Origin of the sequence: Bacillus thuringiensis, from assembly GCF_001182785.1 — a bacterium.
Taxonomy (GTDB): domain Bacteria; phylum Bacillota; class Bacilli; order Bacillales; family Bacillaceae_G; genus Bacillus_A; species Bacillus_A thuringiensis_S.
In genome coordinates this window covers 4,905,469-4,926,984 of sequence record NZ_CP012099.1, presented here as the reverse complement: position 1 = coordinate 4,926,984, position 21,516 = coordinate 4,905,469, and the positions used below count along the sequence as shown (strand labels likewise).

Sequence of the window (21,516 nt, the reverse complement as noted above, 5' to 3'; positions counted from 1 at the left end):
AATTTTGTTCCATAATAATCGTATAAGGAGGTGTTGACTGTGTCATTTGCATCAGAAACAAAGAAAGAGTTGACGAATCTTGAAGTGAAAGAATGCTGTGAGAAAGCAGAATTATCGGCGTTACTTCGAATGAACGGATCGCTTTCTTTTTCAAACCGTCGTCTATCTATCGATATTCAAACAGAAAATGCGGCAATTGCAAGAAGGATTTATACGCTTTTGAAAAAAGGATATGATGTGACGGTAGAATTACTTGTTCGTAAAAAAATGCGATTGAAGAAAAATAATGTGTATATTGTACGACTTGTTGAAAAATCTCGTGAAATACTAGCAGATCTTCATATTGTTCGAGCTGATTTTTCATTTATTCGAAATATATCACAGGAATTGATTGAGAAAAAATGTTGTAAACGATCGTATTTACGCGGTGCATTTTTAGCAGGTGGTTCAGTAAATAACCCAGAAACATCATCTTATCATTTAGAGATCTTTTCGTTATATAAGGAACATAATGATGCTATATGTGAACTGATGAACGGATTTGATTTAAATAGTAAGACGTTGGAAAGAAGAAAAGGGTACATTACGTATTTGAAAGAAGCGGAGAAAATTACGGAATTTTTAAATATTATTGGTGCTCATAATGCGCTTTTAAGGTTTGAAGATATTCGAATCGTACGTGATATGCGTAATTCCGTAAATCGTTTAGTGAACTGCGAAACAGCTAATTTAAATAAAACAATTGGTGCAGCGCTAAGGCAGATTGAAAATATCCGCTATATTGATGAGACGGTTGGTCTTGATATATTGCCAGATAAACTACAAGAGATTGCGCAACTACGAAGAGATTATCAAGATGTAACATTGAAAGAGTTAGGTGAGATGGTATCCGGGGGGAAAATTAGTAAATCGGGTATTAATCATCGTTTGCGTAAAATCGATGAAATTGCAGAGAAATTACGCGCGGGGGAAACGGTAGCAAAAAAATAAGAGGTTAAAGGGGAAATGGAGCTGTGGTTCAAAAACGAGTTCAGGTTTCATTAAAAAACGGTTTACAAGCACGTCCGGCTGCGTTGTTTGTACAAGAGGCAAATCGCTTTCATGCAGATATCTTTATTGAGAAAGATGGAAAGACAGTAAATGCAAAGAGCATAATGGGGATTATGAGCTTAGCAATTGGAACTGGAAGCATGATAACAATTACAACAGAAGGTTCAGATGCAGAAGAGGCTTTAGAAGCATTAGCTGCATATGTACAATAAAGAGCTATCGCGTATATGCGATAGTTTTTTTGTTTTGTTGTTTGTGCGGATTAGCGGGGAGGGGTATTTAGCTGATTTGTCCTTATCGGAGATTGTCGGTAAATCGATATGTTGTGTCGAACCGTTGATATATTAAAAAAATCGTTGATATAATTTGAGTTTTGTTCGATATAATTGAAAAATCGTTGATATATTTAGAGGGATACTGGATGGGGTATGTGAGCGGGGAACAATATATAAAAGAAGCGCCCAATTATAGGGTGCTTCCGCTTTTAGTTATATCCAGCTCCAGCGGCTAGAATGGTCGGTGGCTTCGCTTCTTCCGTCGAGGTAAAAAGCACCTCTTTGTCAGAAGCTCCATCCTCCTCCCATTCTGAACGAGCCGCTTTCGCTTTTAATTTATTAACGATTTGTAAAGATCTTATCGATTAAACCGTATTCTAAAGCTTTTTCTGCTGTCATGAAGTTGTCGCGATCTGTATCGCGTTGTAGTACTTCAAGTGGTTGACCAGTGCGGTCAGCAAGAATTTGGTTTAGCTTTTCACGTAAGAATAGGATACGTTTTGCAGCGATTTCGATTTCAGTCGCTTGACCTTGTGCTCCACCAAGTGGTTGGTGAATCATTACTTCACTGTTTGGAAGTGCATAACGTTTTCCTTTTTCACCTGCTGCAAGTAAGAATGCACCCATAGATGCAGCCATACCGATACAGATTGTTGATACTTGTGGTTTAATAAACTGCATTGTATCATAGATTGCCATACCCGCTGTGATAGAACCACCAGGGCTGTTGATGTAGATGTGAATATCTTTTTCTGGATCTTGAGATTCCAAGAATAAAAGCTGGGAAACGATTGAGTTAGCTACGTTGTCATCAATTGCACTACCAAGCATAATGATGCGGTCCTTTAATAGTCGAGAGTAAATATCGTAAGCGCGTTCTCCACGATTTGTTTGTTCAATTACTGTAGGAATTAAATTCATCTGTTATTTCCTCCTTCTAAAGCTTTCTTAGTCTTATAATACAATTATGGTCAATAAAGGTCAAACGAAACCACTTTAAATCAAAAAAATATGTAGTTGTACCATGAAATATTCGCTATGTTTTCGAAATTCCCTGCTTATGTATCTTCAACATCATAACCGAATTACGTAAATTTAAACGTTATGAAAACTGGAGAAAAACAGAAAAGAACGCCTTTTAACTGAAGCGTTCTTTCGATAATTAGTCTTTTAAAAGATAGGTTACTTTATTTAAAATTTTTTCGATTTGTTTCGCGTTTTTACTATACATTTCACTTGCTGATTTCGACTTTGTTTCTAGGGAAAATAGTTCAAGATCAGCATGACATTTTTTTAAAGATGCTAATAATAAAGGTTTGTTTTGAGGAGAAGGCATTTGAAGTTTGTCATTGTAAATGTCGATAGTGAGTTGTCCGTATGAATCGACTTGACCGAGAAAGACATTTTCAATAACAACACCGAGTTTTTCTAGTTCAGCATGTAACCAAGCGCGGTTATGTCCACTGGAGGATAGAGGTTCATCTAGTACATTTCCATCCATAATAACAGTTTGCGGTTCTTTTTCGTTTGGTACTTTTAAACCGATGTCTTTTGCTGTAAGTGGCTGAGAATCTTTCTTTAATAGTACATTTAATTCTCCGCTCGGTTCTAAGACAGCAAATTCGACTTCCGCTACGCTGAACGCACTTTTTCCTCGGAGTAGTTCAAGTAATTCGTCACTCGTATATTTTTCTTTCTTTAAGTTATCTTCGAGTATCTTTCCATCTTTTATTAATACGGTAGATTTCCCTTCAAAAAAATCCCGAGCTGTTTTGTTCTTTAAGGAGAGGATTCCTGTGAAAAAAGGTACCGCAGCGAAAATGAGTATCGCAAAGACGCCGTGGAAAAATTTCGAATCGAGCCCTGTAGATACTTGGGCAGCGATGTCACCGATTGTCATTCCGGCAATGTATTCAAAAAAGGAGAGCTGAGAGATTTGTCTTTTCCCTAACCATTTCGTAATAGCAAATAAAATAATTAATATGAATACAGAGCGAAGAATGACAAGTGTCCATTCCGGCAGGTGAGACATAGTCATTTCCTCCAGTCTACTTAAAACCCTTTATATTGAGGTTCTTCACGTTCTAATACTGAAACTCTATTCTGTAAATCAGCGATGACGCTATCCATTTCTAACATACATTCATGAAATACACGTTTGGATTCGTCGTCTTGTGAATTTAATGAAAGCGAGCTTAAACTTGCTTGAGCTCCTCTTACACTAGCAAGGCAAGTTTTTACGCTAGCGATAACAGTCATACAAACACTCCTTATCCTTTCGGTTTAAATAACAATGCTCCTATGAAACCAAAAATAATAGCTGCGGATACGCCGGCGCTCGTTACTTTAAACATGCCGGTAATGACGCCAACGATACCATGTTTTGCAGCTTCTTCCATCGCACCATGAACGAGGGCGTTACCGAAGCTTGTAATAGGTACAGTTGCACCAGCTCCAGCGAAATCAATTAATGGTTCATACAAATTGAATCCATCTAATATAGCTCCGGCAACAACGAGTGTTGCCATTGTATGAGCTGGTGTTAGCTTGCCGACATCAAACATAAGTTGTCCGATTACACATATGAGTCCACCAATGACGAAAGCCCAGAAAAAAATCATTGCGTTGCACCTCCAAATTCAATCGAAACGGCGTGAGCGATACACGGAATCGTTTCTTCTTGTTGGAATGTAAGTGGAGATAGTAAAGCGCCTGTCGCAACGACAAGTATTTTTTTGAACTCTCCTCTTTTCATTCGATTTAATAAATGACCGTACACGACGGTTGCAGAACATCCAGGCCCGCTAGCGCCGGCTATGACAGGTTGTCCTTCTCTATAAATGATAATTCCGCAATCTTGAAACTGTTCGCTCGTTACTTTTGTTCCATGCTTATGTAGTAAATCGTAAGCAATTTCGCGACCGACATGACCAAGATCACCGGTCACGATTAGGTCATAGTAAGAGGCATCGATTTGTCGTTCGCGTAAATGGGCTTCGATTGTATCGACTGCAGCTGGAGCCATTGCGCCTCCCATATTAAAAGGATCTGTTAATCCCATATCAATAACTCGTCCAATTGTGGCAGATGTTACCCTAGGGCCGTGTCCGGTATCGCTTAAAATGGCGGCTCCTGCTCCGGTTACTGTCCACTGTGCAGTAGGCGGCTTTTGTCCACCGTATTCGGTAGGATAGCGGAATTGTTTTTCTACAGCTGTATTATGACTGGATGCACCAGTTAATAAATATTTTGCGCCTTTTGCATTTACGATACTTGCCCCAAGTGCTAAACCTTCCATAGAAGTAGAACAAGCCCCGAATAATCCGAGATAAGGAGTGCCAAGTGTCCGGCAAGCAAAGCTTGTTGGAGTAATTTGATTAATTAAATCTCCTGCGAGTACAAATTGAATATCATCTTTACGAAGTTTCGCTTTTTCAGTAGCGCGACTACAAGCTTCTTCGAATAAAATTTTATGTGCTTTTTCATAGGAATCTTGTCCGAGCCATAAATCTTCATGAAGGATATCGAAGTCTTCTGGGATGTTCCCCTTTGCTTCAAATGGTCCACCGACAACCCCTGTTGAGATAATGACTGGTTTGTTTTCAAATACCCACGTTCGGTGTCCTTGTAACATTTATAGACCTCCCCATTGAACGAGAATCGTTTTAATAAGTGCGATGACGAAAGCTGAAAATACACCAAATAAAATAACAGAACCCGCTAGTTTAAACATATTGCCGCCAACACCAAGGACGAATCCTTCCGTTCGGTGTTCGATACATGCTGCAATAACAGAGTTACCAAATCCAGTAACAGGTACAGCTGTACCAGCACCAGCAAACTGCCCAAAACGATCATATATACCGAAACCAGTTAGTAACATAGAAATGAAAATAAGAGTTGCGACGGTTGGATTTCCTGCCGAACGTTCAGTGAAATCGAAATACGTAATATAAAAAGTAGAGATTAGTTGTCCTATGAAGCAAATAAAACCACCGACGAAAAAGGCTTTTATACAATTTTTTAAGACAGGTCGTTTCGGTTCGCGTTCTTGCTCGAATTTTTTATACTCCTGTTGTACAGGGGTTAAGTTTTTATCTTTACTAGACATTGCAATCCTTCCTTTTCTTTTAAAAAGCGTTAAGTGTTAGACTCCATTTTTTTACCAATGAATTTTAATTGCTTATTAATCTCATCTTTAGATACTTTTTTGTCCTTAATCTTTCTTTCGAGCTTTTCGAGTAACATAAAGATTTTTTTATCGGTACTTACACGAACATCGAAAGTAGGGTGCTCATCACTTAGCTGCTTTTGAAGCTTCTTACGTAGAGGTTTTAATCCAAATCTTTCGTGATGCTCCGGTGTAACTGCTATGTAGAGATCTAAATTTGAGTTTACTGCTGTGCTTTTTGTAATTTCATCCATAGCGAGAGCTCTTTTCTTCGCTCCTTGTGATATAGATTGATTAAAGGATTCCGTACTCGTCTTTGTTAACTTTGGACCTTTTTCTTTCTCCGTTCGTTTTGCTTCTTCTTTCACTTTTTTATCTAAAGGACTATTATCACATCCGGTAAAAGAGCTAAATAGAAGTGCAAATAATGCGGTTATGAGGCCGAGTTTTCGCATAATTATCATTCCATTTCTATTGCAATATGTAATGTGATAGAAAAAGGATGACTGCATATCATCCTTTTTCTATTTCACAGCAAGTCTGATTCGTTATTGCTGTGAGTATTGTGGTTCTTCTTGTTGGACTTCTTCAACGCGTGGGTTTAAAGAATCGATAATCGTTTGTGTTTGCTGCGCAGCTGTTTGGAAAAGTTGCTTAGCTTGTTGGTTATCCGTATCAAGAGCGAATCCCTCTAAGCTAGCTTGTGCACTTTTTAATCCAGAAACAGTTTGCTTTAGTTTCGTAATTACAGTCATTGAATGAAGCCCCCTTTGGAATATCAATTCAAAGATTATAATTTGTGAGTTGGGGTGAATTTATGATTGGAAAATTTAGGGGTATTACATGTGTGGATTACAATTTTGTAATGAATATGTAAGGAAAAGCGATAGTGGAAAAACCCTCTTTCTCCTAGAATAAAGAAAGTAAAGTAAGTTAAAAGGATATTTTAAGGAGAGAAAAATGAAGAAATTATTATTAGGTTTAATTGGACTTTTTATATTAGTTATTGGTGTGGCAAGCTTTTCTCATAATGAGGTGACTGATAGATATAATCCGCTTGTGAAAGAAGAATTTGTATATGTAAAAGCGAAAGAATCTGGCCGATTATCTACAGTTGGAGAGGTAGCTGGAGACTATAAACTTACTGGTTATTACGCTTCGGGTGAAGGAAGAGACGTTAAGTTTTATGCACCTCGTGGGCTTCGAGAAGGAGCGTATGTAAAGGTTAAAACAAAAGGTGAATATATTGAAACATACCAAGAAGTACAGCCGAATGAAATTCCAAAAGAGATTAAAGAGAAACTAGATAAATAAAATGGGTAAGAAGTGCCTCCTAAATGTAGAAATTAGGGGGCTTTTTTATGCAGACAAAAAGCGTATATATAATGTGCTATCAAAGAGTTTTTATTGATTTAAATGGTTTTTATTGCTATTATTATGAAGAGAAAATGAAGTGTTTTCTATAATCATGCGCCCATAGCTCAGTCGGATAGAGCGGTGGTTTCCGGTACCACGTCTGCCGGGGGTTCGAATCCCTCTGGGCGCGTTAAAAAGTCCTAACTTACGTTTTGTAGGTTAGGACTTTTTTATTTATCTCATTATTTGAGGGTTAAACAAAACAAACTGATGGAAGTTTCATTTTATATGTGTACTTTCAAAATGCCTTGTCTCATTGCTTCTGTTAAAGCTTCGGAGCGTGATCCTACTTTTAATTTTTTGAAGATTTTTGTTAGGTTGTATTCTACAGCTCTTGAACTCATGTACAGTTCATCAGCAATTTGTTTATTGCTACTTCCTTTAGAGACGGATTCTAAGATTTCTAATTCTTTTTGTGTAAGAAGAGCGGTTTTATTTTCAAGTTGTTGAGTCGTTATATCGTCTGTATGTAGTTGACGTAATAAAGAAATAGGAAGTAAAGTATATCCATTTACAGCTGCACGAATTGCCATTAATAGCTCTTGCTGAGAAGCTGATTTACTAATAATTCCGCTGATACCAGAGTTTATTAATAAATTAAATTGGGATACGTATTCAAAACCTGTGTATAAAATGATTTTTGCATCTGTTTGAATATGTAATATTTTCTGGGCGAGTTCAATACCACTACAATTGGGCATATTCATATCCAAGAGATATATGTCAAAAGGTGTAGCGTCACTTTTTATAAGTGCTTCCTGTTCATTTAAAATATATTCTGCTTGCATATCTTCTTCTAATTCAATCATGCTCTTTGTTCCTTCGCCTACAATTTGATGATCATCTACGATTAATACTCGAATCATTATTTACCACCTCGGAACTGTAATGTTTACTTGAAGTCCTTTTTTAGCTTCGGATACTATATGTATTTCTCCACCAATTGATTGAAGCCTTCCTTTTATACCGGAAATCCCCATATGCTGCTTAGGAGAGTGGGGAGTGTCTATATCAAAACCTTTGCCGTTGTCTCGGTAGTCTAGGAAAATGCAGTTATTCTCTTCCCATAAAAAAATCGATACGATGGTTGCCTCGGAATGTTTATCTGCGTTTGTTAGTAGTTCTTGAATGATACGATATAAAGATAAAATTTTGTCAAAATCGTAATGATGTTCTTGAATTGATTCATGATCAAATTGAATATGAAACTGCACACGTAATTGTGTTTGGGCTAGCAATTCTCTTAATGCACCAATTAAACCAGCATCTGATAAAAGTGATGGACGCAATTCATTACATGTGTCGCGAATTTGTTGTATTACATCGTGCATACCGAAGTGGATTTTTTTTAGTTCATTTTTTAATTCTAGTGGAACGGATTTGTTTTTTAGTAAAGAGTCTAGTTTGCGGTACCATACGATTTGATCTTGTAATGCAGAGTCGTGTAAATCTGAAGCGAGTCGGCGCCTTTCTTGTTCAGAAATTTGAAAGAGTAGGCGTGATAAGCTTGCAGAATTTGTTTTGGATTCTAAACTCTCCTGCTCTAGAGAATGAATAATTTCATTAATGGTATACAAGTTTTCGTAAATAAGACGGACGTATGTCGTGACAGTGATGAACCATGATTTAATATTATTCACTTTTCTTCCAATCCAGATGTAGTGTTTTATATGTTTAGTAGAGTATAAGTAAATGCCAATGCATCCATCATCCTCTAATAAATCATTAATTAGTAATGCTGCCATACTCCATTTTTTCTTTTTAGAAAGTGTGAAATCTTTCGTTTGTCGATATCCGTTACAGAGTGTATATGTGTTGTCTTTCATATCATATTGAACAAATTGAATAAAAGAAGGTTTCAACATCGAAACGATTTCATTAGTGAATTTTTTCTCTAACTCTTCTGTTTTCATAATAGATGATAGCTGTGCGGTAAACTGTTCAATGTTTACGTATAAGTTTGTTTTAGTCCGAAAGAGGTGATTACGGAATGTAAAATCTAATCTTTCTTTTAATATGAGAAATAGAATGTTTAACGGAAAAATAATAATAAAACTTTGCAGCAGTCGAGAGAGAAAATTGTCTTTGTAATAAATGCTCCAGCTCGTAATGATTGCAATTAATAGAGTTGGAATTAGTGACAGAAATGCGTAATACCGTAAACGATCAAATACAAACTCTATATCAAAAATCTGCTTCGTCGCTACTAAATAAAAATAACCGATTGGAAGAGCGATTAGGAACATAGCGCCAATATCTGCTGAGAGAATAGGTGTTTTGAATATTGCATCTGGAAGAGCATAGAGTGTAACGAACGGAAAGAAGGCAATGGAATGAATCGTGAGCATTAATTTTAAAAATGGTTTATGTACTGTACTGTGATATTTGATATAGGCACGGATTAAAAAATATATACAAAAGATAATATTTATTGAAAGGTAAATTAGTTCTAATCCATCGGTATTAACTATTGGAAATGGAATGCACATCGTTAAAATAGAGAGTAATAGTAAAATAATGCCGATTGTAATATCGATTTTTAGAAATCTCATAGAAATAACGTATAGTTGCTTTTTCTTGAATAATTCATTCAACAATAAAATGAGAGACATAGGTGTACCTTGAAATACAATACTTAAAATAATGAGAGCGATAAAATCACCTTTACCAGATTCAACTGCGATTAGAAGACTTGAGGAAGTCATGAATAGAAACGTGATCAAAAAGAATGTTTCCCGGTTCAAAGGCTTCTTTGTATAAAGAAAAATAGATAACCCTAAACAAATAAAAGCGAGTAGGAAGGGAAAGTATACAGAAATAATTTTGTCACGAGAATCAATAAAATGTTGTGTTCCTTTATAAGTTTGGGTGATATCGTCTTTTTTAATTTGTATTTCAGATGCATTTAGTGATTGGTTTTGGTATCCAGGAAGTATTCCTAAATGAGGCTTTTCTTTATTTATCGAATAGATTATATCTCCTTCTTTTAAGTCCGTATGAAAAGCCCAACCGGAGGATTTAATTTTTGCTATTATGTATGTAGTTGAGTCTGTTTTAGAAATAAGAACTCCACTATATGGTTGGTTTATTTTATATAAGATATAGCCTTGTAAACAAAAATACAGGATAGTTACACATAAAATGAAAACGAAATTACGTTGTATCTGCAACGGTTTAGACACCTCTCTTTGTAGGTATATCGTTTAATTTCTGAATATTTTTATAATAACATTTAAGAAGTTTTCATACAATCAATGTCATCTGTTGAAATTGCGGTGAACCACATAAGAGTGGTTCGCCTTTTTTACGGTAAATACAGTACGGATTGCGGACAATAGCATCAGAAAGAAGTCTATGATAAAGATACAACTTAACAAGTAAATGAAGGAGGCAATAGTGATGAAAAAGTTTTTGTTGATGGTAGGCGGAATTGCTTTAGGAATGGCAGTTATTTACCTTATTAAACAGTAAAGGGGATGTTATATATGGCATTTGAAATTCAAGGATTAAATAAAACATTTGGTGAATATAAAGCCGTTAATGATTTAAATATACGTGTAGAAGAAGGTGGAATTTTAGGGATGCTGGGCCGAAATGGTGCTGGTAAGACGACAACGATTCGTATGATCTTAGATTTAATCAAACCGGATAGCGGCCAAATTCTATGGAATAATCGCCCTTTTTCAAAGAAAGACCTATCTATTGGCTATTTACCAGAAGAGCGTGGATTATACCCGAAAATGAATGTAGTGGAGCAATTGGTGTATTTCGGCAAGTTAGAAGGAATGCCAGCTAATCTTGCAAAAAGGCATGCGTTACAATGGCTAGAAAAATTAGAAATGACACCACATTTAAAGAAGAAAACAGAGGAATTGTCAAAGGGAAATCAACAAAAAATCCAATTGATTTCAGCGATATTGCATAATCCGGAATTCATCATACTAGATGAACCATTTAGTGGATTGGATCCTGTAAATGCAGAGATGTTAAAAAATGTTGTGCTCGAGTTAATTGCGCAAAGAAAAACGATTATTTTTTGTAGTCATCAAATGGACAGTGTAGAAACGTTCTGTGAGGAAATTTGTATTATGAAAAACGGTCAACTTGTATTATCGGGTGCCTTGTCAGATATTAAGAAAAGTTATCAATACAAATATATGACGTTGCAAACGGAAGGGGATATTGAACCTATTCTTAAGAAGAAAAATTTCAATTTTGAAAAAGTTAATCGTACGTTCATGATTAAAGTTAATGATGGAGAGGATGCATTTTCACTGCTTGAAGACATTAAAACTAAACAATATATCCGAGATGTTTCTATTAAAGAACCTTCTTTACATCAAATCTTTGTTGAAAAGGCGGGTGCATAAGTAATGAGGAATTTCTGGATTGTTTTAGGGCAAACGTATTGGGATCGTGTGAGGACGAAAATATTTATTGGGATGACATTGTTATTAATAGGGGGAGGGATATTCTTATTCTCCTTTCCAACTTTAGTACAAAAGTTTTCTGGAGAGAAAGAAAAAGCAAAGGTTGTATTTATTTCCGAAGCACCTAATGTTACTTTGGATCAATCTAATCTTAGTAAAGCTCTTCCAGAATGGGATTGGTCTTTAGGCGATAAAACAAAATTAAATCAATATAAGCAAGATTTGTTAGATAAGAAAGTCGAAGCGCTCTTTATATTAAAAGAGGGTGCGGGTGCTGAACCAGTATTAGATTACTTTATGAAGGTGGATAATCCTAAGTTGATTCAAAGTGCGCAGGTATTTGTACAAAATCAGTATTTTCAAAGTGCGGTAGTTAAACAACAGTTATCAGAAGAGGCTGTGAAATCACTGACGATGAACGTGCAAGCGAAAAAGCAAAACTTAAATAACGAAGAAACAAGCTCATTCTTACTGGTGTATTTATTAGTAGCGATTATGTACTTAGCAATTACTTCGTATGGAAATGCGATTGCTACAGCGGTAGCGTCAGAGAAGGCGTCGCGTGTTATGGAAGTGATGGTAACGAAGGTGTCGCCTGTTCACATGGTCTTTGGGAAGATATTAGGAGTCGGTCTTGCTAGTTTGACACAGTTATTTATTTTCTTCCTTAGTATGGCGCTATATATTAAATCTGGAATTTTTAAGGTATCGGATTCGTTTTTTGGAGTGAATATTGATGTAAATATGATTACAGGTGAGCATGCTGCATATTTCTTGTTATATTTTGTTCTCGGTTACTTCGTTTATGCGGCACTTTTCGCAGTGTTTGGTTCTATGGTAAGCAGGCCAGAAGAATTATCCGGAACAACGATGCCGATTACTCTTATATTGATGGGAAGCTTAGTGGTGGAGTTATTAGTAGTACTTGATAACCCTGAAGGGCTAGTATCAAGGGTGACATCATATGTTCCGTTTACAGCTCCAATTAGTATGGTAGTTAGGATTATTAATGGGTCTGTGAGTGGTATGGAAATTGCAACGTCTATATTGGTTTTGTTAAGTAGTATTAACCTGATTTCTTTATTTGCTGCGAAAGTATATCCAAAAGGTATTTTGCGAAGCGGTAAGAGCTTGAAGTTATTTCAGCTTTTGAAAAATAGTTGATTAGTGGAAGAGAAGATGGGATCTTCTCTTTTTTTGTTGCTCATTTTAATATCTTGTATTAATATTTACTATTAGTACTTAGTATTAAATTTGAATATTATTATTTTCTTTCAATATTATTCAAATTTAGGTTGTAAGTTGTAAATCTCATTAATACATATAAATTAATAATATTTTGGAATGGGTGTCTGTGATAGCATTCTCCTTTTACCAAACTTATTGTACAATAGAAACAAGGGGGAGATTAGTTTGAAGGCAAGTCTTTTACAAGAACAAAGCTTACGTTTGGCAATGACACAAGAGTTAAGGCAAGCGATTACAATGCTCCAGTATAATGTACAAGAATTATCGGAGTTTTTGTATGAGCAATCGTTAGAGAATCCCCTTATTGAGTTAGGTGGTTTTGAGAGGGAGAAGAAAAAGAGCTCTAACAACAGTAAAAGTACCAGCAAACAAGTCGAGAATCAGATGGAGATCTACAGTGTGGATTCTACAACGATTCAGCAACATTTATTAAATCAAATACAGTATTATAAAATAGATGAAGAAGAGCGAAAAGTAGCTTCTTTCATTATTATGAACATGGATGGAAATGGATATTTACAAGAAACGAATGAAGAGTTAGCAGAGCTCCTTTCTGTGCATATTCATGTAGTCGACCGCTCTGTAGAGCTTGTCCAATCACTGGAACCAGCAGGGGTAGGGGCGCGTAATATTCAGGAATGTTTAACTCTGCAATTGAAGCGCTTACAAAGGCGGAATGGATTAGCAGAAGAGGTTGTAGAAGATCATTTCGCTTATTTTGTGAAGAAAGATTGGCGAAAGCTCGTTCAAGTGTTGAAATGTAGTAATGAGGAATTACAGAGTGCGGTAAATTGTATAACGTCATTACAACCAAAACCAGGTCTTGCGTTTTCTTCAGATAAACCACTTTATATTGTGCCTGATATGGCGGTGAAAAAAGATGGCGATCGCCTCGTTTTACAAATGAATGAGAGAAATATGCCGAGAATTGAAATTCATTCTGAATATAGTGCGCTTCTTAATAATAGTGAAAGTGAAGTAGCATCTTACGTATCAGAAAAGTATCAGCATGTGCAATGGATTATGCGCAGTTTGAAACAGAGAAAACAAACACTTCTGCAAGTGATGACGATTATTATGGAAAAACAACGTGATTTCTTTTGGGAAGGTCCAGCGTATTTGAAGCCTCTCGCTTTAAAAGAGGTGGCGGAAGAGCTAAGTGTACATGAGTCTACGATTAGTCGTGCAACAAGAAATAAGTATGTGCAAACGCCACACGGTTTATTTGAGATGAAATCGTTCTTTAGTAATGCAATTTCGACGACAGAGGATGAGGCAGTTTCAACGAAGCGAGTGAAACAGTTTATTCAAACGCTTGTGGAAGCAGAGAATAAGAAAAAGCCACTCTCAGATCAAAAGATTTCAAAATTATTAGAAGAAGAGCATGAAATTGTTATTTCTCGAAGAACAGTGGCGAAGTATAGAGAACAAATGCATATCCCAGCTTCGTCATTACGAAAAACGATCGGATAGGTGAAGAAGATGAAAGTTGTACTGTATACTAAAAAAGATTGTGGCCTTTGCGTGAAGGCGAAACAAGTTTTACAGGAAGTACAATGTGAATATTCTTTTCAAATCGAGGAAATAGATATATATGAAGATAATGACCTTTTAGAAAAATATCACTTAATGATTCCGGTTGTAGAAATGGACGGAAAACAAGTAGAATACGGTAACATTCACAAAGGTGTCATAATAAACTATATAAAGAATGCAGTTAAGAGTTGAATAAGTTTCTATCTCCTGTTACAATAATACACGTAGCAGGGATTATTTTTTTAACCTATGTGGGACACAAAATGTCACTACGGGACGTAAAGTGACCATGAAGGAAAAATGAACCAATGTAGTGAGGAGAAAAGATATGCGCTCATGGATTCAGAACACAAAAAAATTATTACCTGATCTGCTACCTGTTATGCAAACGAGAATGCAAATTCTTCAATACATTAGGCTCATGCAGCCGATTGGAAGAAGAAACTTATCAGCAAGCCTCGGTATGACAGAACGAGTATTGCGAAGTGAAGTTCAAGTTTTGAAAGAACAAAACTTAGTTCACGTCGCTTCTTCTGGAATGACTTTGACAGAAGAAGGAACAGCTTTAGTTCTTGCTTTGGAAGACTTTATGAAAGAAATTTCCGGGTTAAAGGTTTTAGAAAAGCAACTTAAGGAAACATTAGACTTGGATGAAGTTTTCGTTGTCCCTGGTGATAGTGATGAATCACCTTGGGTCAAACTGGAGATGGGCCGTGCTTGTGTGACTTGTATAAAAGACCGTCTGACAGCGAATAATATCGTTGCTGTGGCTGGAGGAACTACGCTAGCTGCTGCTGCGGACATGATGCAACTTGATTGCAAAGATTTACATATGCTATTTGTCCCAGCACGTGGTGGAATTGGAGAAGGTGTTGAATTAGAAGCCAATACCATTTGTGCCAAGATGGCGCAAAATACGATGAGTAATTATCGCTTGTTGTATGTTCCAGACCATGTTAGTAGCGAAGCATATGCGTCTATTGTGACAGAGCCTTCCGTGAAAGAAGTTCTTGAGTTGATTCGATCTTCCAATATCGTCATTCATGGAATAGGTGATGCGTTAACAATGGCACGTCGCAGAAGTACTTCAGAAGCAGATTGGTTAAAGATTCAAGCAAGCGAAGCAGTTGGCGAAGCTTTCGGTTACTACTTTAATGAAGAAGGAAATGTTGTTCATAAAGTAAGAACAGTTGGTATGCAACTAGAGGATTTACAAAATGTATCTCACGTTGTAGCAGTCGCTGGAGGTTCTTCAAAGGCAAAGGCAATACAGGCTGTAATAAAGCAAGGGCACACTTCAATTCTAATTACAGATGAAGGTGCAGCAAAACAGTTAACAAAGGGTTTTACCCTTTAATATAATCCCCCAAGGAGGAAATTCAAATGACTAAAATTGGTATTAATGGATTTGGACGTATCGGACGTAACGTATTCCGCGCAGCTCTTAACAACTCTGAGGTAGAAGTAGTAGCAATCAACGACTTAACAGATGCTAAAACATTAGCTCACCTTTTAAAGTATGACACAGTTCACGGAACTTTAAATGCAGAAGTATCTGCTAACGAAAACAGCATCGTTGTTAACGGTAAAGAAATTAAAGTTATCGCTGAGCGTGACCCAGCTCAATTACCATGGAGCGACTACGGAGTAGAAGTAGTAGTAGAATCTACTGGCCGTTTCACTAAAAAATCAGACGCTGAAAAACACTTAGGTGGATCAGTTAAGAAAGTTATCATCTCAGCTCCAGCTTCTGACGAAGATATCACTGTAGTTATGGGTGTTAACCACGAACAATACGATGCAGCTAACCACAACGTAGTATCTAACGCTTCTTGTACTACAAACTGTCTAGCTCCATTCGCTAAAGTATTAAACGAAAAATTCGGCGTAAAACGCGGAATGATGACAACAATTCACTCTTACACTAACGACCAACAAATCTTAGACTTACCACACAAAGATTTACGTCGTGCTCGTGCAGCAGCTGAAAACATGATCCCAACATCTACTGGTGCAGCTAAAGCTGTAGCATTAGTATTACCAGAACTTAAAGGTAAATTAAACGGTGGCGCTGTACGTGTTCCAACTGCTAACGTTTCTCTTGTTGACTTAGTTGTTGAACTTGACAAAGAAGTAACAGTTGAAGATGTAAACGCAGCATTCAAAGCAGCAGCTGAAGGCGAATTAAAAGGTATCCTTGGATACAGCGAAGAGCCATTAGTATCTATCGACTATAACGGATGTACAGCTTCTTCTACAATCGATGCATTATCTACAATGGTAATGGAAGGTAACATGGTTAAAGTACTTTCTTGGTACGATAACGAAACTGGTTACTCTAACCGCGTAGTAGACTTAGCAGCTTACATGACTTCTAAAGGTCTTTAATTCTTAATTATATAAGCAATCAATGACAAAACGAGGGAGAGGGTTTGTTCCCTCTCTCTCTTCTTTCGTTTTAAAAGCAAATGTGTTAAGCTTTTGAATGGGTTTTGTCAATCCTAACTAGTAGTCGGAGGGAAATCCAATGAACAAAAAATCAATTCGTGACGTAGATTTAAAAGGTAAGCGTGTATTTTGCCGCGTTGATTTCAACGTACCTATGAAAGAAGGCAAAATTACAGATGAAACTCGTATCCGTGCAGCTCTTCCTACAATTCAATATTTAGTAGAGCAAGGTGCGAAAGTTATTTTAGCAAGCCACTTAGGCCGTCCAAAAGGTCAAGCAGTAGAAGAATTACGTCTTACTCCAGTAGCAGCACGTTTAGGCGAGCTTCTTGGTAAAGATGTTAAAAAAGCGGACGAAGCATTCGGACCAGTTGCACAAGAAATGGTTGCAGCAATGAACGAAGGCGACGTATTAGTTCTTGAAAACGTACGTTTCTATGCGGGCGAAGAAAAGAACGATGCAGAACTTGCGAAAGAATTTGCAGCTCTTGCTGATATCTTCGTAAACGATGCATTCGGTGCAGCTCACCGTGCTCACGCTTCTACAGCGGGTATCGCAGACTACCTACCAGCAGTATCTGGTCTATTAATGGAAAAAGAGTTAGATGTACTTGGTAAAGCACTTTCTAACCCAGAACGTCCATTTACAGCTATCATCGGTGGTGCGAAAGTAAAAGATAAAATCGGTGTAATTCGTCATCTATTAGACAAAGTAGATAACTTAATCATCGGTGGCGGACTTGCTTACACATTTGTTAAAGCTTTAGGTCATGAAATTGGTCTATCTCTATGTGAAGACGACAAGATTGAACTAGCTAAAGAATTTATGCAACTTGCAAAAGAAAAAGGCGTAAACTTCTACATGCCAGTTGATGTTGTAATCACTGAGGAATTCTCTGAAACTGCAACAACTCAAATCGTTGGTATCGACTCTATCCCTTCTACATGGGAAGGCGTGGACATCGGTCCTAAAACACGTGAAATTTATGCAGATGTAATTAAAAACTCTAAGCTTGTTGTATGGAATGGACCAATGGGTGTATTCGAAATGACTCCATTCGCAGAAGGTACAAAAGCAGTAGGACAAGCATTAGCAGATGCAGAAGATACATACTCTGTTATCGGCGGTGGTGACTCTGCAGCAGCTGTTGAAAAATTCGGTATGGCTGATAAAATGAGCCACATTTCTACTGGCGGCGGTGCGTCATTAGAATTCATGGAAGGTAAAGAGCTTCCAGGTGTAGTTTGTCTTAACGACAAATAAGTAGCAGCCAAAGAAAAAGGACGGTGCAAAGCATGCGTAAACCAATTATCGCAGGTAACTGGAAAATGAATAAAACTCTATCTGAAGCAGTTAGCTTCGTAGAGGAAGTTAAAGGTCAAATCCCAGCAGCTTCAGCTGTTGATGCAGTAGTTTGCTCTCCAGCTCTATTCTTAGAGCGCCTTGTAGCAGCAACTGAAGGAACTGACTTACAAGTAGGTGCACAAAACATGCACTTCGAAAAAAATGGTGCATTCACTGGCGAAATTAGCCCAGTAGCACTTAGCGACTTAAAAGTTGGCTATGTAGTACTTGGCCACTCTGAGCGTCGTGAAATGTTTGCTGAAACAGATGAGTCAGTAAACAAAAAGACTATCGCAGCATTTGAACATGGTTTAACACCAATCGTATGTTGTGGTGAGACTTTAGAAGAGCGCGAAAGCGGAAAAACATTTGATCTAGTAGCAGGTCAAGTGACAAAAGCACTTGCAGGTTTAACAGAAGAGCAAGTTAAAGCAACTGTTATCGCTTATGAGCCAATCTGGGCTATCGGTACAGGTAAATCTTCTTCTTCTGCAGATGCAAACGAAGTATGTGCGCACATCCGTAAAGTTGTTGCAGAAGCTGTTTCTCCAGAAGCTGCAGAAGCTGTTCGTATTCAATACGGCGGTAGCGTAAAACCAGAAAACATTAAAGAGTATATGGCACAATCTGACATCGACGGCGCTTTAGTTGGCGGTGCTAGCTTAGAGCCTGCTTCGTTCTTAGGTCTTCTGGGGGCGGTAAAATGAGAAAGCCAACAGCTTTAATCATCCTTGACGGTTTCGGACTTCGTGAAGAAACTCACGGGAATGCTGTAGCACAAGCTAAGAAACCTAATTTTGATGGTTACTGGAACAAATTCCCTCATACAACGCTTACAGCTTGTGGTGAGGAAGTAGGTCTTCCAGAAGGTCAAATGGGTAACTCTGAGGTTGGTCACTTAAATATTGGTGCTGGCCGCATCGTATATCAAAGCTTAACACGCGTAAACGTTGCAATTCGTGAAGGTGAGTTCGATCAGAACGAAACATTCCAAAATGCAATTAAAAGCGTAAAAGAAAAAGGTACTGCTCTTCATTTATTCGGTTTACTTTCTGATGGTGGTGTGCACAGTCACATGAACCATATGTTTGCTCTTCTTCGCTTAGCAGCAAAAGAAGGCGTGGAGAAAGTTTATATCCATGCATTCTTAGATGGCCGCGATGTTGGACCACAAACAGCAAAAGGTTATATCGATGCAACAAATGAAGTAATTAAAGAAACAGGAGTAGGACAATTCGCGACTATCTCTGGTCGTTATTACTCCATGGACCGTGACAAGCGTTGGGATCGCGTAGAAAAATGTTACAGTGCTATGGTGAATGGTGAAGGCCCTACTTATAAATCAGCAGAAGAGTGCATAGAAGACTCTTATGCGAACGGTATCTATGATGAATTCGTATTGCCGTCTGTAATTGTTAACGAAGATAACACGCCAGTTGCAACAATCAATGATGATGATGCAGTTATCTTCTATAACTTCCGTCCAGACCGTGCAATTCAAATTGCTCGTGTATTTACAAACGAAGACTTCCGTGAGTTCGATCGTGGTGAAAAAGTACCTCACATTCCAGAATTCGTATGTATGACACACTTCAGTGAAACTGTAGATGGTTACGTGGCATTCAAGCCAATGAACCTTGATAACACTTTAGGTGAAGTTGTTGCGCAAGCGGGATTAAAGCAACTTCGCATCGCGGAAACTGAAAAGTATCCGCACGTTACATTCTTCTTTAGCGGTGGTCGTGAGGCTGAATTCCCAGGAGAAGAGCGTATCTTAATTAACTCACCAAAGGTTGCAACGTATGACTTGAAACCTGAAATGAGCATTTACGAAGTAACGGACGCTTTAGTAAATGAAATCGAAAATGATAAACATGATGTTATCATTCTTAACTTTGCGAACTGTGATATGGTTGGCCATTCTGGGATGATGGAACCAACAATTAAAGCAGTAGAAGCAACTGACGAATGTTTAGGAAAAGTTGTAGAAGCGATTCTTGCAAAAGATGGTGTAGCACTTATTACTGCTGACCATGGTAATGCTGATCAGGAGTTAACTGCTGATGGCGGTCCTATGACAGCTCATACAACTAACCCGGTTCCTTTCATCGTTACAAAAAATGATGTAGAGCTTCGTGAAGGTGGTATTTTAGGAGATATCGCTCCAACAATGCTTACACTTTTAAATGTGGAACAACCGAAAGAAATGACAGGTAAAACAATTATTAAATAATTTGCTTATATAAAAAGGAGAGAATTTATTATGTCAACAATTATTGATGTTTATGCTCGCGAAGTCCTTGACTCTCGTGGTAACCCAACTGTAGAAGTAGAAGTTTACACAGAAAGCGGCGCTTTCGGACGCGCTATCGTACCAAGTGGTGCATCTACTGGTGAGCACGAAGCAGTAGAATTACGTGACGGTGACAAATCTCGTTACCTTGGTAAAGGTGTTGTTAACGCAGTAAACAACGTTAACGAAATTATCGCTCCAGAAATCGCTGGTTTCGATGTAACTGACCAAGCTGGTATCGACCGTGCTATGATCGAATTAGATGGCACTCCAAACAAAGGTAAACTAGGCGCTAACGCTATCCTTGGTGTATCTATGGCAGTAGCTCACGCAGCAGCTGACTTCGTAGGTCTTCCATTATACCGTTACCTTGGTGGATTCAATGCAAAACAATTACCAACTCCAATGATGAACATCATCAACGGTGGTTCTCACGCTGATAACAACGTTGATTTCCAAGAGTTCATGATCTTACCAGTTGGTGCTCCAACATTCAAAGAATCAATCCGTATGGGTGCTGAAGTATTCCATGCACTTAAAGCTGTATTACATGACAAAGGTCTTAACACTGCAGTAGGTGACGAAGGTGGATTCGCTCCAAACCTTGGTTCTAACCGTGAAGCTCTAGAAGTAATCATCGAAGCTATCGAAAAAGCTGGTTACAAAGCTGGCGAGAACGTATTCTTAGGAATGGACGTTGCTTCTTCTGAGTTCTACAACAAAGAAACTGGTAAATATGACCTTGCAGGCGAAGGCCGTACTGGCTTAACTTCTGCAGAAATGGTTGATTTCTATGAAGAGCTTTGCAAAGACTTCCCAATCATCTCTATCGAAGATGGTTTAGACGAAAACGACTGGGATGGTCACAAATTATTAACTGAGCGTATCGGTGATAAAGTACAATTAGTTGGTGACGATTTATTCGTAACTAACACTCAAAAACTTGCTGAAGGTATCGAAAAAGGTATCTCTAACTCAATCTTAATTAAAGTTAACCAAATCGGTACTTTAACTGAGACTTTCGAAGCTATCGAAATGGCTAAACGTGCTGGTTACACAGCAGTTGTATCTCACCGTTCTGGTGAAACTGAAGATGCTACAATCGCTGACATCGCAGTTGCAACTAACGCTGGCCAAATCAAAACTGGTTCTATGAGCCGTACTGACCGTATTGCTAAGTACAACCAATTATTACGCATCGAAGACGAACTAGGCGAAATAGCTGTTTACGATGGTATCAAATCTTTCTACAACATCAAACGATAATTGTAGAAAATAACGGCAGACCGTGAGAAATCACGGTC

At 37.7% G+C, this 21,516-nt stretch carries 23 protein-coding genes and 1 tRNA gene; 14 read left to right on the top strand and 10 right to left on the bottom strand.

Translation table 11 applies throughout. The features are described 5' to 3' along the window. Positions 1 to 39 precede the first annotated feature (39 nt). The gene (gene whiA, locus AC241_RS25540; RefSeq protein ID WP_016079752.1) at positions 40 to 990 is read left to right on the top strand and encodes a DNA-binding protein WhiA; all 951 of its coding nucleotides are present in this window, start codon (positions 40 to 42) and stop codon (positions 988 to 990) included. A 23-nt stretch (positions 991 to 1,013) separates the two neighbouring features. Further along, positions 1,014 to 1,262 carry an HPr family phosphocarrier protein gene (locus AC241_RS25535; RefSeq protein ID WP_000250307.1) on the top strand — a complete coding sequence of 83 codons (249 nt, stop codon included), beginning with the start codon at positions 1,014 to 1,016 and terminating at the stop codon, positions 1,260 to 1,262. A gap of 402 nt (positions 1,263 to 1,664) precedes the next feature. Here AC241_RS25535 and clpP read toward each other — a convergent pair whose 3' ends face one another. The 8 genes from clpP to AC241_RS25495 all read right to left on the bottom strand — a co-directional run bounded on the left by clpP (position 1,665) and on the right by AC241_RS25495 (position 6,251). Next, positions 1,665 to 2,246, bottom strand: a complete 582-nt coding sequence (gene clpP / locus AC241_RS25530) for an ATP-dependent Clp endopeptidase proteolytic subunit ClpP (protein WP_001049162.1) — start codon at positions 2,244 to 2,246, stop codon at positions 1,665 to 1,667. 241 nt (positions 2,247 to 2,487) lie between these two features. Further along, positions 2,488 to 3,357: a DUF421 domain-containing protein gene (locus tag AC241_RS25525; RefSeq protein WP_029443588.1), complete on the bottom strand. Its 870-nt coding sequence runs from the start codon at positions 3,355 to 3,357 to the stop codon at positions 2,488 to 2,490. Positions 3,358 to 3,377: 20 nt separating this feature from the next. Beyond that, positions 3,378 to 3,584, bottom strand: a complete 207-nt coding sequence (locus AC241_RS25520) for a DUF1657 domain-containing protein (RefSeq protein ID WP_016079754.1) — start codon at positions 3,582 to 3,584, stop codon at positions 3,378 to 3,380. A gap of 11 nt (positions 3,585 to 3,595) precedes the next feature. After that, positions 3,596 to 3,946, bottom strand: coding sequence for a stage V sporulation protein AE (spoVAE, locus tag AC241_RS25515; protein WP_000575919.1), 351 nt, complete (start codon positions 3,944 to 3,946; stop codon positions 3,596 to 3,598). Continuing rightward, positions 3,943 to 4,959 carry a stage V sporulation protein AD gene (gene spoVAD, locus AC241_RS25510; RefSeq protein WP_050844700.1) on the bottom strand — a complete coding sequence of 339 codons (1,017 nt, stop codon included), beginning with the start codon at positions 4,957 to 4,959 and terminating at the stop codon, positions 3,943 to 3,945. The genes spoVAE and spoVAD overlap by 4 nt, the downstream gene beginning before the upstream one ends. Continuing rightward, a complete protein-coding gene (gene spoVAC / locus AC241_RS25505) occupies positions 4,960 to 5,436 on the bottom strand; it encodes a stage V sporulation protein AC (protein WP_000095399.1) in 477 nt (158 codons plus the stop codon). A 29-nt stretch (positions 5,437 to 5,465) separates the two neighbouring features. Beyond that, positions 5,466 to 5,951: a YhcN/YlaJ family sporulation lipoprotein gene (locus AC241_RS25500; RefSeq protein ID WP_016079756.1), complete on the bottom strand. Its 486-nt coding sequence runs from the start codon at positions 5,949 to 5,951 to the stop codon at positions 5,466 to 5,468. Positions 5,952 to 6,044: 93 nt separating this feature from the next. Then, positions 6,045 to 6,251 (bottom strand): DUF1657 domain-containing protein, encoded by a 207-nt coding sequence (locus tag AC241_RS25495; protein ID WP_000216166.1) that lies wholly within the window; start codon positions 6,249 to 6,251, stop codon positions 6,045 to 6,047. Positions 6,252 to 6,456: 205 nt separating this feature from the next. Here AC241_RS25495 and AC241_RS25490 point away from each other — a divergent pair, with 205 nt between their 5' ends. Together AC241_RS25490 and AC241_RS25485 are read left to right on the top strand one after the other, a co-directional pair. Continuing rightward, positions 6,457 to 6,810: a YxeA family protein gene (locus tag AC241_RS25490; RefSeq protein WP_016513219.1), complete on the top strand. Its 354-nt coding sequence runs from the start codon at positions 6,457 to 6,459 to the stop codon at positions 6,808 to 6,810. A 156-nt stretch (positions 6,811 to 6,966) separates the two neighbouring features. Further along, positions 6,967 to 7,042, top strand: a tRNA-Arg gene (locus tag AC241_RS25485). Between the two features lie 94 nt (positions 7,043 to 7,136). Here the strand turns inward: AC241_RS25485 and AC241_RS25480 are convergent. Beyond that, positions 7,137 to 7,778: a response regulator gene (locus AC241_RS25480; RefSeq protein WP_050844699.1), complete on the bottom strand. Its 642-nt coding sequence runs from the start codon at positions 7,776 to 7,778 to the stop codon at positions 7,137 to 7,139. A 3-nt stretch (positions 7,779 to 7,781) separates the two neighbouring features. Beyond that, positions 7,782 to 10,082, bottom strand: a complete 2,301-nt coding sequence (locus AC241_RS25475) for a sensor histidine kinase (protein WP_050844698.1) — start codon at positions 10,080 to 10,082, stop codon at positions 7,782 to 7,784. Between the two features lie 315 nt (positions 10,083 to 10,397). On the opposite strand from AC241_RS25475, the gene AC241_RS25470 reads away from it, so the two are divergent. The 10 genes from AC241_RS25470 to eno all read left to right on the top strand — a co-directional run bounded on the left by AC241_RS25470 (position 10,398) and on the right by eno (position 21,478). Beyond that, the gene (locus AC241_RS25470; protein ID WP_000863493.1) at positions 10,398 to 11,282 is read left to right on the top strand and encodes an ABC transporter ATP-binding protein; all 885 of its coding nucleotides are present in this window, start codon (positions 10,398 to 10,400) and stop codon (positions 11,280 to 11,282) included. A 3-nt stretch (positions 11,283 to 11,285) separates the two neighbouring features. Beyond that, the gene (locus tag AC241_RS25465; protein WP_050844697.1) at positions 11,286 to 12,506 is read left to right on the top strand and encodes an ABC transporter permease; all 1,221 of its coding nucleotides are present in this window, start codon (positions 11,286 to 11,288) and stop codon (positions 12,504 to 12,506) included. 249 nt (positions 12,507 to 12,755) lie between these two features. Next, on the top strand, positions 12,756 to 14,063 hold the full coding sequence (gene rpoN / locus AC241_RS25460; protein WP_050844696.1) for an RNA polymerase factor sigma-54: 1,308 nt from the start codon (positions 12,756 to 12,758) through the stop codon (positions 14,061 to 14,063). 9 nt (positions 14,064 to 14,072) lie between these two features. After that, entirely contained in the window at positions 14,073 to 14,318 is a 246-nt protein-coding gene (locus AC241_RS25455; protein ID WP_000869730.1) for a glutaredoxin family protein, read from the top strand. A 136-nt stretch (positions 14,319 to 14,454) separates the two neighbouring features. After that, positions 14,455 to 15,483: a gapA transcriptional regulator CggR gene (cggR, locus tag AC241_RS25450; protein WP_001258185.1), complete on the top strand. Its 1,029-nt coding sequence runs from the start codon at positions 14,455 to 14,457 to the stop codon at positions 15,481 to 15,483. 26 nt (positions 15,484 to 15,509) lie between these two features. Beyond that, positions 15,510 to 16,514, top strand: a complete 1,005-nt coding sequence (gene gap, locus AC241_RS25445; RefSeq protein WP_000161234.1) for a type I glyceraldehyde-3-phosphate dehydrogenase — start codon at positions 15,510 to 15,512, stop codon at positions 16,512 to 16,514. 139 nt (positions 16,515 to 16,653) lie between these two features. Continuing rightward, positions 16,654 to 17,838, top strand: a complete 1,185-nt coding sequence (locus AC241_RS25440; RefSeq protein WP_001036333.1) for a phosphoglycerate kinase — start codon at positions 16,654 to 16,656, stop codon at positions 17,836 to 17,838. Between the two features lie 32 nt (positions 17,839 to 17,870). Then, on the top strand, positions 17,871 to 18,626 hold the full coding sequence (gene tpiA / locus AC241_RS25435; RefSeq protein ID WP_001231038.1) for a triose-phosphate isomerase: 756 nt from the start codon (positions 17,871 to 17,873) through the stop codon (positions 18,624 to 18,626). Beyond that, the gene (gene gpmI / locus AC241_RS25430) at positions 18,623 to 20,152 is read left to right on the top strand and encodes a 2,3-bisphosphoglycerate-independent phosphoglycerate mutase (RefSeq protein ID WP_016079762.1); all 1,530 of its coding nucleotides are present in this window, start codon (positions 18,623 to 18,625) and stop codon (positions 20,150 to 20,152) included. Before tpiA ends, gpmI begins: the two co-directional genes overlap by 4 nt. 30 nt (positions 20,153 to 20,182) lie before the next feature. Further along, positions 20,183 to 21,478 (top strand): phosphopyruvate hydratase, encoded by a 1,296-nt coding sequence (gene eno, locus AC241_RS25425; protein WP_000103951.1) that lies wholly within the window; start codon positions 20,183 to 20,185, stop codon positions 21,476 to 21,478. The last annotated feature ends 38 nt before the right edge of the window (positions 21,479 to 21,516 follow it).

What these genes read in the sequence shown, in the direction of transcription:
- spoVAE (WP_000575919.1), bottom strand. Translation starts at nt 3,946, where the DNA reads ATGATTTTTTTCTGGGCTTTCGTCATTGGTGGACTCATATGTGTAATC.
- clpP (WP_001049162.1), bottom strand. Translation starts at nt 2,246, where the DNA reads ATGAATTTAATTCCTACAGTAATTGAACAAACAAATCGTGGAGAACGC.
- AC241_RS25520 (WP_016079754.1), bottom strand. Translation starts at nt 3,584, where the DNA reads ATGACTGTTATCGCTAGCGTAAAAACTTGCCTTGCTAGTGTAAGAGGA.
- tpiA (WP_001231038.1), top strand. Translation starts at nt 17,871, where the DNA reads ATGCGTAAACCAATTATCGCAGGTAACTGGAAAATGAATAAAACTCTA.
- AC241_RS25440 (WP_001036333.1), top strand. Translation starts at nt 16,654, where the DNA reads ATGAACAAAAAATCAATTCGTGACGTAGATTTAAAAGGTAAGCGTGTA.
- spoVAD (WP_050844700.1), bottom strand. Translation starts at nt 4,959, where the DNA reads ATGTTACAAGGACACCGAACGTGGGTATTTGAAAACAAACCAGTCATT.
- AC241_RS25525 (WP_029443588.1), bottom strand. Translation starts at nt 3,357, where the DNA reads ATGTCTCACCTGCCGGAATGGACACTTGTCATTCTTCGCTCTGTATTC.
- AC241_RS25500 (WP_016079756.1), bottom strand. Translation starts at nt 5,951, where the DNA reads ATGCGAAAACTCGGCCTCATAACCGCATTATTTGCACTTCTATTTAGC.
- AC241_RS25465 (WP_050844697.1), top strand. Translation starts at nt 11,286, where the DNA reads ATGAGGAATTTCTGGATTGTTTTAGGGCAAACGTATTGGGATCGTGTG.
- AC241_RS25455 (WP_000869730.1), top strand. Translation starts at nt 14,073, where the DNA reads ATGAAAGTTGTACTGTATACTAAAAAAGATTGTGGCCTTTGCGTGAAG.
- AC241_RS25470 (WP_000863493.1), top strand. Translation starts at nt 10,398, where the DNA reads ATGGCATTTGAAATTCAAGGATTAAATAAAACATTTGGTGAATATAAA.
- gpmI (WP_016079762.1), top strand. Translation starts at nt 18,623, where the DNA reads ATGAGAAAGCCAACAGCTTTAATCATCCTTGACGGTTTCGGACTTCGT.
- AC241_RS25480 (WP_050844699.1), bottom strand. Translation starts at nt 7,778, where the DNA reads ATGATTCGAGTATTAATCGTAGATGATCATCAAATTGTAGGCGAAGGA.
- AC241_RS25495 (WP_000216166.1), bottom strand. Translation starts at nt 6,251, where the DNA reads ATGACTGTAATTACGAAACTAAAGCAAACTGTTTCTGGATTAAAAAGT.
- spoVAC (WP_000095399.1), bottom strand. Translation starts at nt 5,436, where the DNA reads ATGTCTAGTAAAGATAAAAACTTAACCCCTGTACAACAGGAGTATAAA.
- eno (WP_000103951.1), top strand. Translation starts at nt 20,183, where the DNA reads ATGTCAACAATTATTGATGTTTATGCTCGCGAAGTCCTTGACTCTCGT.
- gap (WP_000161234.1), top strand. Translation starts at nt 15,510, where the DNA reads ATGACTAAAATTGGTATTAATGGATTTGGACGTATCGGACGTAACGTA.
- AC241_RS25490 (WP_016513219.1), top strand. Translation starts at nt 6,457, where the DNA reads ATGAAGAAATTATTATTAGGTTTAATTGGACTTTTTATATTAGTTATT.
- cggR (WP_001258185.1), top strand. Translation starts at nt 14,455, where the DNA reads ATGCGCTCATGGATTCAGAACACAAAAAAATTATTACCTGATCTGCTA.